General features: G+C 44.5%; 14 protein-coding genes. 8 read left to right on the plus strand and 6 right to left on the minus strand.

Features of this window, described 5'->3' with window-relative positions:
* The 8 genes from ubiB (at position 1) to hemB (ending at position 7221) form a co-directional block, all read left to right on the plus strand.
* Positions 1–1605: a ubiquinone biosynthesis regulatory protein kinase UbiB gene (gene ubiB / locus CEX98_RS15955; protein WP_099643025.1), complete on the plus strand. Its 1605-nt coding sequence runs from the start codon at positions 1–3 to the stop codon at positions 1603–1605.
* A 60-nt stretch (positions 1606–1665) separates the two neighbouring features.
* A complete protein-coding gene (tatA, locus tag CEX98_RS15960) occupies positions 1666–1920 on the plus strand; it encodes a Sec-independent protein translocase subunit TatA (protein ID WP_099643026.1) in 255 nt (84 codons plus the stop codon).
* Between the two features lie 6 nt (positions 1921–1926).
* A complete protein-coding gene (gene tatB / locus CEX98_RS15965; protein ID WP_099643027.1) occupies positions 1927–2238 on the plus strand; it encodes a Sec-independent protein translocase protein TatB in 312 nt (103 codons plus the stop codon).
* Positions 2239–2351: 113 nt separating this feature from the next.
* Positions 2352–3095 (plus strand): twin-arginine translocase subunit TatC, encoded by a 744-nt coding sequence (gene tatC / locus CEX98_RS15970; protein ID WP_099643028.1) that lies wholly within the window; start codon positions 2352–2354, stop codon positions 3093–3095.
* A complete protein-coding gene (locus CEX98_RS15975) occupies positions 3092–3586 on the plus strand; it encodes a hypothetical protein (protein ID WP_099643029.1) in 495 nt (164 codons plus the stop codon). Before tatC ends, CEX98_RS15975 begins: the two co-directional genes overlap by 4 nt.
* Complete coding sequence (locus CEX98_RS15980) at positions 3586–4362, plus strand: TatD family hydrolase (RefSeq protein ID WP_099643030.1); 777 nt, start codon at positions 3586–3588, stop codon at positions 4360–4362. The genes CEX98_RS15975 and CEX98_RS15980 overlap by 1 nt, the downstream gene beginning before the upstream one ends.
* A 62-nt stretch (positions 4363–4424) precedes the next feature.
* The gene (locus CEX98_RS15985; protein ID WP_242441731.1) at positions 4425–6209 is read left to right on the plus strand and encodes a sensor domain-containing diguanylate cyclase; all 1785 of its coding nucleotides are present in this window, start codon (positions 4425–4427) and stop codon (positions 6207–6209) included.
* 1 nt (position 6210) lies between these two features.
* Positions 6211–7221 (plus strand): porphobilinogen synthase, encoded by a 1011-nt coding sequence (gene hemB / locus CEX98_RS15990; protein WP_099643031.1) that lies wholly within the window; start codon positions 6211–6213, stop codon positions 7219–7221.
* Positions 7222–7274: 53 nt separating this feature from the next.
* Here hemB and CEX98_RS15995 read toward each other — a convergent pair whose 3' ends face one another.
* The 6 genes from CEX98_RS15995 to CEX98_RS16020 form a co-directional block, all read right to left on the minus strand.
* Entirely contained in the window at positions 7275–7670 is a 396-nt protein-coding gene (locus CEX98_RS15995; RefSeq protein WP_099643032.1) for a hypothetical protein, read from the minus strand.
* 247 nt (positions 7671–7917) lie between these two features.
* On the minus strand, positions 7918–10005 hold the full coding sequence (gene fusA, locus CEX98_RS16000) for an elongation factor G (protein ID WP_099643033.1): 2088 nt from the start codon (positions 10003–10005) through the stop codon (positions 7918–7920).
* Positions 10006–10236: 231 nt separating this feature from the next.
* Positions 10237–11388, minus strand: a complete 1152-nt coding sequence (nagA, locus tag CEX98_RS16005) for an N-acetylglucosamine-6-phosphate deacetylase (RefSeq protein ID WP_099643034.1) — start codon at positions 11386–11388, stop codon at positions 10237–10239.
* A complete protein-coding gene (locus CEX98_RS16010; protein WP_099643035.1) occupies positions 11381–12289 on the minus strand; it encodes an ROK family protein in 909 nt (302 codons plus the stop codon). The genes nagA and CEX98_RS16010 overlap by 8 nt, the downstream gene beginning before the upstream one ends.
* Positions 12286–13404 (minus strand): SIS domain-containing protein, encoded by a 1119-nt coding sequence (locus CEX98_RS16015; RefSeq protein ID WP_099643036.1) that lies wholly within the window; start codon positions 13402–13404, stop codon positions 12286–12288. Before CEX98_RS16015 ends, CEX98_RS16010 begins: the two co-directional genes overlap by 4 nt.
* Positions 13401–14690, minus strand: a complete 1290-nt coding sequence (locus CEX98_RS16020) for a D-tagatose-bisphosphate aldolase, class II, non-catalytic subunit (RefSeq protein ID WP_099643037.1) — start codon at positions 14688–14690, stop codon at positions 13401–13403. Before CEX98_RS16020 ends, CEX98_RS16015 begins: the two co-directional genes overlap by 4 nt.
* Positions 14691–14696 lie beyond the last annotated feature (6 nt).

Genomic DNA, 14696 nt, shown 5'->3' on the forward strand with positions numbered 1-14696 from the left:
TTGTCTTTACTTCGTTTGCATCAAATAACCAAAACGTTTTTAGACTATGGATTAGATGAAATCGTCCCATCTCATAAACAGCCCTGGTATGGCAAGCTGGCGCGAGCAAGTTTGTTTTGGATGCGCAACAAACACAAAGACAAGCCAGTAGGAACCCGCCTAAGACTGGCACTGCAAACTCTCGGCCCCGTGTGGATCAAGTTCGGCCAAATGCTCTCGACACGTCGCGACCTATTACCCCCAGATATCGCCGAAGAGCTAGCCTTTTTACAAGACCAAGTTCAACCCTTTGACTCTGAAATGGCGCAACAACTCATAGAACGCGCCTTAGAAATTGAAGATATCCATGAATACTTTGTCGAATTTGAGTCAGCTCCCCTAGCCTCTGCTTCCATCGCCCAAGTTCATGCTGCCAAACTGCAACATAACGACGACATCAAAGATGTGGTGATAAAAGTGATCCGCCCTGATATTGAAAAGCAGATCCACGCAGACTTGTCGTTAATGGAACGCTTTGCCAAAGTGGTCGTCAACTTACTCAGCGAAGGCAAGCGCCTACGTCCGGTCGAAGTGGTAAGAGAATACAAAAAAACACTACTAGACGAATTGGACTTGATGCGCGAGGGCGCAAATGCCATTCAGTTGAGACGTAACTTTGAAGGCTCAGATTCCCTTTATATCCCAGAAGTTTATAGTGATTATTCACGTAAAAATGTACTGGTAATGGAGCGCATCTACGGGATCCCAGTCTCAGATACCGAAGCACTGCTTGCCCAAGGGACTAACATGAAGCTTTTAGCAGAACGTGGAGTTGAAGTATTCTTCACTCAGGTATTCCGCGATAGCTTCTTCCATGCTGACATGCACCCTGGCAATATCTTTGTCTCTCGTGAAAACCCGCATAACCCGAAGTACATCGGGATCGATTGCGGTATCGTGGGTACACTGAACCGAGAAGACAAGCGCTATCTTGCGGAAAACTTTATCGCCTTTTTTAATCGAGACTACCGGCAAGTCGCCCAACTGCATGTGGACTCTGGCTGGGTTCCAGCTGACACCTGTGTCGAAGAGTTTGAATTTGCAATCCGCACCGTGTGCGAACCCATCTTCAACAAGCCTCTGGCGGAAATTTCTTTTGGTCATGTACTGGTAAACCTATTTAACACCGCCAGACGCTTCAATATGGAAGTACAGCCACAGCTGGTATTGCTGCAAAAAACGCTACTGTATGTGGAAGGGCTAGGTCGTCAACTTTACCCGCAACTGGACTTATGGAAAACGGCAAAGCCATTTTTAGAACACTGGGTACAAGAACAAGTAGGTCCGCTGGCTGTTGCTAAAAAATTATACGCAAATCTGCCATTTTGGGCCGAAAAAATGCCTGAACTGCCCGACCTCATTTATCAAAACCTAAAACGTAGACCTCCTCAGGCTGTTTCCCAACCGAACAATACAGCCACTAAGCCTTTATTATTGGGTTTAGCCGCCAGTAGCCTTGCTATTGTATCCGGTCTTAGCTTTATATTTGATAAGCCCGTCGCAAGTAGCCTACTTGCCATAATTGCTGTGCTAGTATTTATTACCGCTTGGCGTAAAACAGGGTGATTTTTTGCTCGCTAGGCGTATAATCATTATTCTTAAGCAGTAAGTATTTATGGAGTTAGTATGGGATTCGGTGGGATCAGTATTTGGCAATTACTTATTATATTAGCCATCATTGTTTTGTTATTTGGAACGAAAAAGCTACGCGGTATCGGCAGCGACTTAGGTGGCGCAGTTAAAGGCTTTAAAAAGGCCGTCGCTGATGAAAACTCATCTTCAGAGTCTAAATCTGAATCTAAGTCTGAGCCTGAACAGTTAAAAAATACAACAACAGAACAAGCACAGCCTGCATCTGAGAAAGAAAAAGATAAGGTGTAATTAAGCATGGGTATGTGGGAGTTAGTGGTCGTGCTTATCGTTGGCCTGATTGTACTTGGCCCGGAGCGCCTTCCCGTTGCAATCCGCACCGTTGTTAGGTGGACAAAAACTGTGAAGTCTTTTGCCAACTCAGTGAAAGCCGAGGTCAGTGAAGAACTTCGAGTTCATGAGCTACATAACAATTTAAAAAAGGCGGAACAACAAGGCATGCAGGATTTAGCACCAGAGCTCAAACAATCCGTTCAAGAATTACAAGAGGCTGCTGAATCGGTTAGGCACTCTTATAAACCGACCGACAACAATAACAACAAAGACTAATTCAATCTAACCGTTGAGTAGTTGAGTCATAGGTGAAGTTTGGACTATCGGTGTCCAAACTACGCCCTGTCAGCTAGTCTAATGTGCATTTTACTTCTTACGAGTCAAGCTACATGACAGAATCAGCCCAAAGTGGATTTATTGCTCACTTAGTAGAGCTAAGAAACCGCTTAATGAAAGCATTGATGAGTGTTTTCATTATTTTTGTTGCTTTGGTGTATTTCGCCAATGATATTTACGCTTTTATCGCAGCACCGCTTGTGGAAAGCTTACCTAGCAACACAACGATGATCGCAACCGACGTTACAGCCCCTTTTTTCGCGCCATTTAAACTGACGCTATTTGTATCTCTTTTTGCAGCCGTCCCTTTTATATTGCATCAAGTTTGGGGCTTCATCGCACCTGGCCTTTATAAACATGAAAAGCGCATGCTTATTCCCATTCTATTGTCGAGTGTACTGCTCTTCTACGGTGGCATCGCGTTTTGTTACTTCGTGGTCATGCCTATCATACTTGGTTTTTTTACCAGTGTTGGGCCAGAGATGATGACATTGTCACCTGACATTAGCAGCTATCTGGGTTTTATTTTGAAGCTGTTTTTTGCCTTTGGTATTGCGTTTGAAATACCTGTTGCCATTATGCTCATTTGTTGGAGCGGTATGACAACAACGACCAGTTTAAAAGAAAAACGACCATATGTGGTGGTTGGCGCTTTTGTTATCGCCATGTTTTTAACCCCACCAGATGTTCTATCTCAAACTTTGCTAGCTTTACCTATGCTACTCTTGTTTGAGTTGGGATTAATTTTAGCCAGATTTTACAGCACAAAACCACAACAACAGGAGTCAGAAGAATGAAAAAAACCATGATGCTGTTCGCTTTAGGATTTTCTTCTTTATGCGCCGCTGAGACAATTAATACTCAAGCTTTACAAGCATGCACGCTTATTGAAAACGATTTTAAACGCTTAATGTGTTATGACAATGTCATCGCTAACAAGCCCATAACGGAACAGCGAGGTACTCTAACACACACCCAAGGAAACTCGCGCCAAACTCAAGTACCAGTACTAGAGTCAAAGGAAGATGGTTTCGGCTTGGAAAATCAAATAAAAGTCGCCAGTGAAGAAATAGATGAAATTCGCGCGAAAGTAACCAAGGTTTCGACTCAAGGCCGAGGTAAAATGGTATTTACCTTGGATAACGGCCAGATCTGGAAACAACTCTCTCCCGAAACATTTAGTGCAGAGGAAGGGGATACATTAATCATTGAGCGTGCATCTTTCGGCTCATTCTTAATGAAAAAAGAAGGCCTCCACCGCACAACTCGAGTAAAACGAGTTAACTAATGCAAACTATGATCGATGCTGGTGTAAACCTCACCAGCTCGCAATTTTCGCCCGATTTGACCGACGTTATTGCTCGGGCTAAAGAAGCTGGTGTAGCCTCTATGCTGGCGATAGGGTGTGACTTAGACAGTAGTAAAGAAAGTATCATGCTTGCAGAGCAACATACCCTTTACAGCACAGTCGGGGTCCACCCTCATGATGCTAAAGATGCACCTGACAACTTGTGTCATGAGTTAAAATGCCTTATCGCCAGTAGTGATAAAGTCGTCGCTATTGGTGAATGCGGCCTTGATTTTAATCGCGACTACTCACCACGGCCCAAACAGCAAGAGGTATGCTTGAGCCAGCTGCAACTTGCTGAGGAAATCAATTATCCTGTATACCTTCATGAAAGAGACGCCCATGATGCGCTTTTTGCACTACTGCAACAAGTTGAAGTTAATGGTGTACTACACTGCTTTACTGGGGATCTTAGCGCACTGCGTCACTACCTAGATTATGGCTTGATGATAGGTATTACAGGGTGGGTATGTGATGAGCGTAGAGGGCAAACTTTACAAGAGCTCATTCAATATATTCCGCTGGATCGGCTACTACTAGAGACCGATTCTCCGTATCTTTTACCACGAACCATAAAACCAAAACCCAAGTCTCGTCGTAATGAGCCTCAATATTTAATCCATGTCGCTGAAAAAATTGCACAACTTAAGCAGTGCTCTGTCAATGAAGTAATGAGTGCGACAAGTGCCAATTTCATGCGATTGTTTGTGAGGTAAAGCCATTGCTGCGCACGATGTTATCGCTATTTTTGTTATTATTCAGCTCGTCAGTATGCTCAATGGTAACGGTCTCTGAATCGTTCAAAGTTGAGCACCAAGTTACGCTGCAATATACCTTAAGTAAATATGCATCGTTAAACGAACTGCTGACAGCCTCTGTAGAATGGCATGAACATGTTCAATTACCAATGGGGCTGCGCGCTACACACAAATTTTTGTGGCTTAAAATTACATTGGCCAACACGAGCAATACTGTTTCGCCGATTATTGTCAGTATAAACAATAACCTCATTGACTCTGTTACGGCATATCATGTAAGGCCAAATCATCCGATCCTGACATTAGATATTGGCGATGCTCTGCCGTTGATCTCACGTCCACTTAAATATGAATCTTTGGTTGTACCGCTAGAATTGCAACCGCAAACGATAAGCGAGCTCTACTTACAGCTCAGTGATGAAGGGGTCATCAATGCGCCCATTGCAATATGGGAGCCAAATGCGTATCTGAAATATAAGAGCAAATTTAACCTCATATTTGGTATTTTGGCAGGCTTTGTCTTAGCTTTGGCGCTGACCAATGCCACGCTTTATAACGTAACGAAAAAAAGCTACTTTTTGTTGGCTACTTTATTTGTTGCTACCGCATGGCTGTTAAACGCACATATTTACGGCTTTGGATATCGGTACTTTTACTCCTCTTGGCAATGGTTCCAACAGTATGGCCAAGGCATGATGACCCTGCTACTGAGCATATTATTATTACCCGTACTTAGCCATTGTTCGGAGAAAAGATTACTTCTGCCGCAAAAGCTGACATTCAAGCCGGTGATATTAGTAAGCATAGGGTTGTTTATTCTGCTTGCCCTCTTGCCTGTATCTATCTCACTGTTGTTGGCCCTTTCGGTCAGTTTGGCCATCACCATTTTGCTGATCTACTCATTGGCTCGCACCACTCATAACAGTCGTAATATTTTGCTCGCAATTGTGCTGAGCCACTTTATTTTAATCAGTTATCCGTTCACGGTAGAGCTTGGCGTACAATCAGGCAGCTTTTTACATCATATTGGTTACTTCAGTATTTTCACGCTCGAAACTACCTTGCTTAGCTATCTTTTAGTACGCCTCTATATTGCACAGCGGGATGAAAAGTTAGCAAACCAACAGCGCCGCTTAGCACATACTCAAGCTGAAGATGCCCTACTAAAAGAAAAGCTAAAGTTACAAGAACAAGCACAGCATGACTTAGAGTCTAATATTGAATCACGCACATTTGAGCTTCAGGTAACCTTAAGAGAATTAGAGGATAAAAATAGAGAGTTGGAGCGCATGAGCATGGAAGATCCACTCACTAAGGTAAAAAATCGTCGCTACTTCGACAAACGCTTACAAATGGAAGTGCGGCGTTCTAGACGAGAGCAAACTGAATTAAGCTTGGTCATTTTTGATATCGACCACTTTAAGAATATCAACGATAAATATGGTCATCTAGCCGGAGATCAGGCAATTTGTGAGTTTGCTAATTTAATCAAGTCACACCTACGCAGACCTCATGATGAAGTTTTTCGCTATGGCGGAGAAGAATTTATCTTGCTATTACCAAACACCCCTAACGCAGGCGCTTTGGAAGTAGCTGAGCGCGTGAGGATCGCCACATCCGAGCTCGATATCAAGCTTGGAGAACAAATCCTCAATATGACAACTAGCGCCGGTATTTATAGCGCAGTAGTTGCTGACCCACACAATCCACAACTTTACACGGACAATGCAGATAAAGCCTTGTACCAAGCTAAACAACAAGGCCGTAATCGAGTTGTTACTTTCAAACCCAATCAGGAGAACTAACGTGGCTCAATCAGGACTCGATCTTTTCCCCTTAACTCGCATGCGCAGAATGCGTCGCGATGACTTTTCAAGACGCCTAATGAGTGAAAGCACGCTGACGGTCAATGACTTGATCTATCCAGTATTTGTATTAGACGGTGAGTCGACGCGAGAGAGCATTCCCTCTATGCCAGGTATTGAGCGTTTATCAATAGACCTTTTAGTTGAAGAAGCTAAGCTGCTGGCTGACTTAGGCATTCCTGCCATTGCTTTGTTCCCAGTAACGCCAGCTGAGCAAAAAACATTACTCGCTGAAGAAGCGTATAACCCAGAAGGAATTGTACAAAGAGCGGTCCGTGCCATTAAAGCAGCATGTCCTGAACTTGGTATCATCACCGATGTCGCATTAGACCCATTCACTGTCCATGGTCAAGATGGTATTTTGGATGAAGACGGTTATGTTATGAATGAGGAAACCGTTGAAGTCTTGGTGAAACAAGCGCTCTCTCATGCTGAAGCTGGTGCCGATGTTGTCGCACCTTCAGACATGATGGATGGCCGTATTGGCGCCGTGCGCGAAGCACTAGAAGAGTGCGGTTTTATCCATACTCGTATAATGGCGTACTCAGCCAAGTATGCATCGAGTTACTATGGACCTTTCCGCGACGCTATCGGCTCTGCGGGCAACCTGAAAGGCGCAGACAAGAAAACCTATCAAATGGATCCAGCCAATTCTGACGAAGCATTACGTGAAGTGGCTTTGGACTTACAAGAAGGTGCTGATATGGTGATGGTAAAACCAGGTATGCCATACCTAGATGTTGTTAGACGTGTTAAAGATGAGTTTGGGGTGCCAACATTCGCTTATCAAGTTAGTGGTGAATATGCCATGCATAAGGCTGCAATTGATAACGGTTGGTTGGCTGAAAAGCCAGTTGTACTAGAATCTCTACTTGCATTCAAACGTGCAGGTGCGGATGGTATTTTGACTTACTTTGCAAAACAAGCCGCTATTTGGCTAAATGAGAAGTAATCTACTTTGACATTGAAGCAGGTGAGCTACTCACCTGCCTTAGAGCTTTATTGCTAGCCCGCGTTAACTAAATTACCCACTCTAGATAATTCGCTTTGGGTCATTTTCCAACAAAAAAAGCGAATCTTACGACCGTCATCTAAATGCACTACTGGGATATTAACTAAGCCCAAATTTAAAAGCGTTATTTTTTTTATGTGATCAGCGTGGATATACTGAGTTGTTCCTAGCAACTTATAGCTAATGCCTGCTTTATCTATGTGTAAGAAGTACGTTCCCATAAAAGAAAAGGCGAAAGCAACCACGATAGCAATCAATAGGGCGACAGCTCCCCCCTGTATTAATGAAGCATAAACTCCAATAGCATTGCCAAGCACTTCACACAACCACACCAGCGCCAATGCTAACGCATAAAAAAGCCAGTTTACTTCTAATTCTAATGTTCTCATTGAGTACCTCCATTATTTACTCAAGCTTAATAAAACAGGAGTCCACGACACGATTATGCGACTCTTTTTATTTATAAAAAGGTAATGATAAAGTGCCAATGTCCCTAAAGCAAGAACTTTAGAATTAATAAGATATGAAATAAAAGTGACTATTTTTTAAAAGAGAAAATTAATTTTAACTATATGAATTATAAATAAAAAAAGGCCGCATAATGCGACCTTTTTTATTCAGAATAAGTAAATAATATTACTTAGCTGCTTTTTTCTCTTTCTCTGCTGCGATTACCGCTTCAGCAACGTTTGCTGGACACGGAGCGTAGTGTGAGAATTCCATAGAGAACTGACCACGACCAGACGTGATTGTACGTAGGTGACCGATGTATCCGAACATTTCAGATAGTGGTACTTCACCCTTGATACGAACGCCCATTGCGCCAGCTTCTTGGTCTTTGATCATACCGCGACGACGGTTAAGGTCACCAATTACGTCACCTACGTTGTCTTCAGGTGTGAACACGTCAACTTTCATGATTGGCTCAAGAAGTTGTGCACCCGCTTTAGGGATAGACTGACGGAATGCGCCTTTTGCAGCGATTTCGAACGCGATTGCTGATGAGTCAACTGCGTGGAAGCCACCGTCGAATAGTTCAACTTCAACGTCTAGTACTGGGAAGCCTGCAAGCACACCCTCTTCCATCATTGACTTGAAGCCTTTCTCAACTGCCGGCCAGAATTCCTTAGGAACGTTACCACCAACAACTGTTGAAGAGAACTTGAAGCCTGAACCAACTTCACCTGGCTTGATACGGTAGTCGATCTTACCGAACTGACCAGAACCACCAGACTGTTTCTTGTGCGTGTAGCTATCTTCAACTTCTTGCGTGATAGTTTCACGGTAAGCAACCTGAGGCTGACCTACAACTAGCTCAACACCGTAAGTACGCTTAAGGATATCTACCTTAATGTCTAGGTGAAGCTCACCCATACCTTTAAGGATAGTTTCACCTGAATCTTCATCAGTCTCAACTTGGAATGAAGGATCTTCTGCAACCATTTTACCGATCGCGATACCCATCTTCTCGTTACCACCTTTGTCTTTAGGTGCAACAGCGATAGAGATTACCGGATCAGGGAAGATCATCGCTTCAAGCGTACATTCGTGCTTAGGATCACATAGTGTGTGACCTGTTTGAACGTTCTTCATACCAACAACAGCGATGATGTCACCCGCTTGTGCTTCAGTAAGTTCGTTACGCTCGTCTGCTTGCATCTCAACCATGCGGCCGATACGCTCTGTTTTACCAGTTGCAGAGTTAAGAACAGTATCACCCTTCTTCATGCGACCTGAGTAGATACGGATGAACGTAAGTGCACCAAAACGGTCGTCCATGATTTTGAACGCAAGCGCTTTAAGTGGCTCATCAGCAGAAACTGTTGCTACTTCACCAGTAGGCTCACCAGTTTCTTTGTCAGTTAGTGGCTGAGGATCAACTTCTGTAGGAGACGGAAGGTAATCTACAACTGCATCTAGTACAAGCTGCATACCTTTGTTTTTGAACGCTGAACCACAGTAAGTTGGGAAGAATGCAAGATCACGAGTACCTTTACGGATACAAGTTTTGATTTGCTCAAGAGAAGGCATTTCACCTTCCATGTACGCTTCCATTAGGTCGTCGTCTTGCTCAACAGCAGACTCAACTAGCATCTCATGGTACTCTTCAACTTTGTCTACCATGTCCGCAGGAACGTCAGTAACTTCGTAGTTTTCTGGAAGACCTGTGTCATCCCAAACGTACGCTTTCTTCTCAAGTACGTCTACTACACCTGTGAATTGGTCTTCGATACCAATTGGTAGCGTCATCACTAGTGGATTAGCACCAAGTACTTTCTCAACCTGACCAACTACACGGTAGAAGTCTGCACCCATACGGTCTAGTTTGTTTACGAAGATTACACGTGCAACTTCTGATTCGTTCGCATAACGCCAGTTTGTTTCTGATTGTGGCTCAACACCACCAGAACCACAGAATACACCGATACCACCGTCAAGTACTTTAAGTGAACGGTATACTTCTACTGTGAAGTCAACGTGTCCAGGAGTATCGATAACGTTTAAACGGTGGCCTTTCCACTCACAAGTTACCGCTGCTGATTGGATAGTAATACCACGCTCAGCTTCCTGCTCCATGAAGTCTGTAGTAGACTCACCGTCGTGTACTTCACCAGTTTTGTGAATTTTACCAGTAAGCTTTAGAATACGCTCAGTGGTGGTAGTTTTACCCGCATCAACGTGCGCGAAAATACCAATGTTTCTGTATTTCGATAAATCTGCCATTGTTTTACTCTATTTAAAGTAGAAAAATTATTCGGCGGGAGTATATCACCTCTTGTAGCGAACATCATCCTTGAAGTCGTCTAAAATGCAATCAATTCACGAAAAAGTTTCTAATGCGAAACGCGGAGGCTAATTTTCGCTTTATCAGCTTCCCTTAGGCATTTGTATTGGCAAAGCTTCCGTGCTTTTTGCAGCATATAAAGAAGTGTCCGCGTCCGTTATACCAGTCCGCTAAAAAACCGCTTGTCCGAAAAGATTGCAATGATGAATATGAAACGCATCGTCAACCAAAGAGAAATGCGCGATTTTACCGGCTTCAATACTGCCAAGCTCAGGGGCGACATTGAGATAAGTCGCAGGTACTAGACTCGCCATATTGATGGCTTCATGCAGCGGTATACCGGCCAACTCGGTTAAGTTTTTCACTGCCTTTTCAAGCGTTAATGTACTTCCCGCTAAGCTACCACTGTGTGTTTTTGCAATGCCCTCATTCACAACAATCGGCATTTCCCCAAGTTGATATTCGCCGTCTTTAAGGCCACCGGCGTTAATGCAATCGCTGATCAAAGCCACCTTTTGCTGGCCTTTGAGTCGATAAATCAATTGTAAAATTGCCGGATGTAAATGGATCCCATCAGCGATGACTTCAACCAAAGCCTGGCTATCAAGTAACAAAGCACCAGCACAACCGGGTTCACGATGATGAATGCCACGCATACCATTAAATACATGCACTCCACCACAAGCACCATGCGCCAATGCTTTTGAGGTTTGGTCATAATTAGCATCGCAGTGACCCAGCATAACCCGAACACCACGCTTACTGAGGTATTCCGTCATTGCGATACCGTTAGCCTTTTCAGGGGCTAAGGCAACCGCTTTTAAGGCGCCGTCTGCGGCCGCTATCATTTCATCAATCAAGGCTTCATCAAGCGGTTTAAAAAAAGCTTCATTATGAGCCCCTTTATGTTTTTCGCTAAAAAACAACCCTTCACTATACCCTCCAAGTACCTGTGCACCTGGTAGCCTCAATTTATAAGCTTCACCCACCACGCGCATGGCGGCAATCGTTTGTGGCCAAGTTGTCGTTACTGTGGTCGCTAAAAAGCCCGTAACACCATGCCTAAGTAAGGAAGCACTGATGGTTTCTATACTTGACAGTTTACCGTCAATTACATCACAACCCTCTCGACCATGTATATGGAGATCAATCAGGCCCGGCCACATGTCTAGCTCAGGGTATCGTTCAACTTCATCAGGTGCATCGCTAGCTGAAATAATAGTGTCAAAGCGCTCGCCCTTGATCACCACAACATGCTGCTCCAGTCCTCCCAAAGGAGTAAAAATACGGCGAGGTTGGATGTAGCGAGTTAGCTCAGGCATCTAGTTTACTCCCTAATATTGCAGCTCCTAATGCCCCGCTGGCATCGCCATGTTTAGCCCTGACGATATCGGGCACCGCAATGGCTGAAAATACATGTGGTTCGATAGCTTGAGGGAGTGCTTCAACCAACTCATCGATCAATGACATACCACCACCTAACACAATCACTTCAGGATCATAAGCTTTGATGAGGTTTGCAAACGCGGAGCCAAGTAAATCCATGTAGCAACTAAAAGCATGCTTGGCCTCTGCCTCACCTGCACGCATCGCAGCAACCACTTGCTCCGAAGTCAATTCTCGGTCAGTGAAATGCCGGTACAAGCTAGCCAGACCAGGGCCCGCAACATAACGCTCCAAACACCCTTGTAAGCCGCAACCACAGTCCCAAATAGGTAATCCATACTTTTGCTGCAATAATGCCGACAAGGGATGGTGGCCATACTCACCGGCAATGCCCTGAGCACTTTTGTACAAAGCACCGTCGATACAAAACCCGCCCCCAGCGCCGGTGCCAATAATTGCACCGAATACCTTCTTGTAGCTGACACCTGCACCTAAGCTTGCCTCTGACAGCGCAAAACAGCGGCAATCATTTTCTACCGCAATCGGTCTTTCGAGCAAAGCCATGAGATCGGCTTTAACCGTTTTTCCATTGGCACAGGGTACGTTAGCCGACAATACTCGCTGCTTGGCATTAACAATGCCAGGCATACCAATACCTACCTGACCTTTACATCCATATTTGTCATCAGCTTGGTGTACCAAAGCTGCAATTTGTGTCAAAAATGCATCATAACTCTGTTTCGGCGTTGCAACACGCCATGATTCGATCCGTTGCAGCTTGTTGTCAAATACAGCAATTTCTATTTTGCTACCTCCAACATCCACTCCATAAATCATGCTGCACTCCCAAATGGGTGAATAGTTACCCCTTGTACAACCCGATTCACTTCACCCGTTGGGCACGGATTATCTGGCGATATGCCAAGTCCAAGAGCTTTGAAAAAACTCAGTTGCTGAGCAAAGAGCATGTACAGTAACCCCTGCCAAACGTCATTCAACGCCTGCACAGGTGGACACACAGAGTGCACCGTCATCGCAGTACCATCGCGTAATAACTCCGCAACAAGATCTTGGTCATAGCGGCTGGTGTAGCTATCACTCGAAATAAAACACACCACTGCGGTTTTGTCGTTTACTAATGATTTTGGGCCATGGCGAAAGCCAAGTGATGACTCGCATACACTCATCACCTTGCCTGCGGAAAGCTCTAGCATCTTAAGCGCGGCCTCTTTTGCAAAACCCAGTAAACAGCCAGAACCTAAATATACTAAGCGCTCAAATGGTTGCTTAGCAAAAGCACGAATATTTTGTTGCAGGGTGTCACATAGCATGGTGTCGGCCGCGGCGACTAGTGACGCTACTGCGTCGTTATCAGGAGTAAAAAATTGTATCGCAGCAACCATCATGGATGAATAACTACTGGTCATTGCGAAACTTTGATCTAATGTGGCCTCTGGCAACAAAATACTTTGTGCATTAGCGTTATGTTGAGCCGCTTGATGTAGCTTACCCTGTTGACTGCAAGTAATGAATAAATGCTGGCTATTTGCAACTAATTGCGTGACCAACTCAACCGCAGCGACACTCTCTGGGCTATTTCCAGAGCGCGCAAATGAAACCAACAAGCAAGGCTTATCCGTTGCTAAATATTGCTTCGGTGCAGCGACTAAATCCGTTGTGCTTACCGCTCGAACTGACTGCTTAAGGTGGCTATTTAAATGGTTAGCGATCGCGTCGCCAATATAGGCAGACGTGCCAGCTCCAGTCAAAATAATTTGCGTGTCTGGATTTTCGAGTAGCGGTGATAGCTGAGCGACCAGTTGCGCACGCAATTGCGCAACTAGCTGCGCTGTTTGCTGCCACATGTGTGGTTGCTGGCTAATTTCTTTTGCGGTCCAATAGGCGTTTTGTGTTTTTAACGCTTCAATATCGTATCCGAGTAATAGGCTCATGATGCTTTCTCCATCGCAAAGCAGGCCGTTGAGTAGCGAGCAACTACGCGCTGTATTTTGGCAATCACTAAAGCTTTAGCAGTGTTTTCAATTTCACCTTCGCGGACCGCTTGATAAAACTCAGGAAAATATTGGCTGATCAAAGGTAATGGCAAGGCCTGTTGTTGCAAGTTCGCCAACATCTTAGTTAATGCTGCTTGTACTGCTTCTTGATGCCAGTAATAGCGAATGCGATCACTAAAGCTAAATTGGCGTAGAAAGCGTAATTGCGATGGTTCACCATGATAAAAGCGCTGCCAACTAGTTGGCTCTGCCAGCATGACCTCTTCGATTACTTCGACAAAATGACTATGCTCGCCCGGTATCAGGCGCTGCTCTATATGGTGAAGCGCGAATAACCCTTCACGTAATGCAAAGGTTAGCTCTGGGCCTACTTTCAAAATTGCAAAATGGTCTGCAATTAACGACTTATATGCGCCTGCAGTTTGATAGTCAGTGGAGTGTGCCTCAAACGCGATATTATCAACTGTACTAATAAAGCCTTTTAATGCTTGCGCCTCTTCAGGCTTGTAATCAAAGACTTGAGTGTTATCAAACTCAACACCAGGTTGCACAACCATAGCCACTACACGCTGCCATGCATGCTCAAGACCTTGTTGCGCAAAAATATCACGATGACACGCTAAGGTCTCACCAGCAGCATCTTGGCTCGTTGGCTGCAAGCTATCAATGTGCTCATCTGCCCCGCCTGGTGGTGGCACCTCTGTACCAATTACGTAAACAATGTCACTCTGCCCAAACGTTGCAATAGCGGTTTCTTCTGCGGTTTTACAGAGTAATGCTGCACGATTAGCGACAATTTCATCACTTAATACTTCAGGATCATCAGCACATGGCATACTGGCGTCCAAATGAATTTTTTTAAAACCTGCTTTTACGTATTCAGCGACTAAGGTACAGGCCTTTGCCATTGCGGCTTGGCTACTTTCATTTACCCAACAAACCGGACCTAAGTGATCCCCACCAAAAATCAACAGGTTTTTATCAAAACCCAACTCATCAGCCATGGCTTCTACCGTTGCGATGAAGTCTGCCGGTAACATACCAGTGTAACCACCAAACTGATTAACCTGATTCGCTGTAGCCTCAATTAACAGCAGTGTGTTCTCCTGCTTAGCGTATCTAATCGCAGCTTCCAACACCCAGGGGTGCGCAGAGCAAATAGCATAAATACCTGAATTTTTACCCGATTTATTGGCTTCGATTAGGGCTTGAAAGCGCCGCATAAATAC

The organism is Pseudoalteromonas piscicida, assembly GCF_002744175.1.
Taxonomy (GTDB): Bacteria; Pseudomonadota; Gammaproteobacteria; order Enterobacterales; family Alteromonadaceae; genus Pseudoalteromonas; species Pseudoalteromonas piscicida_B.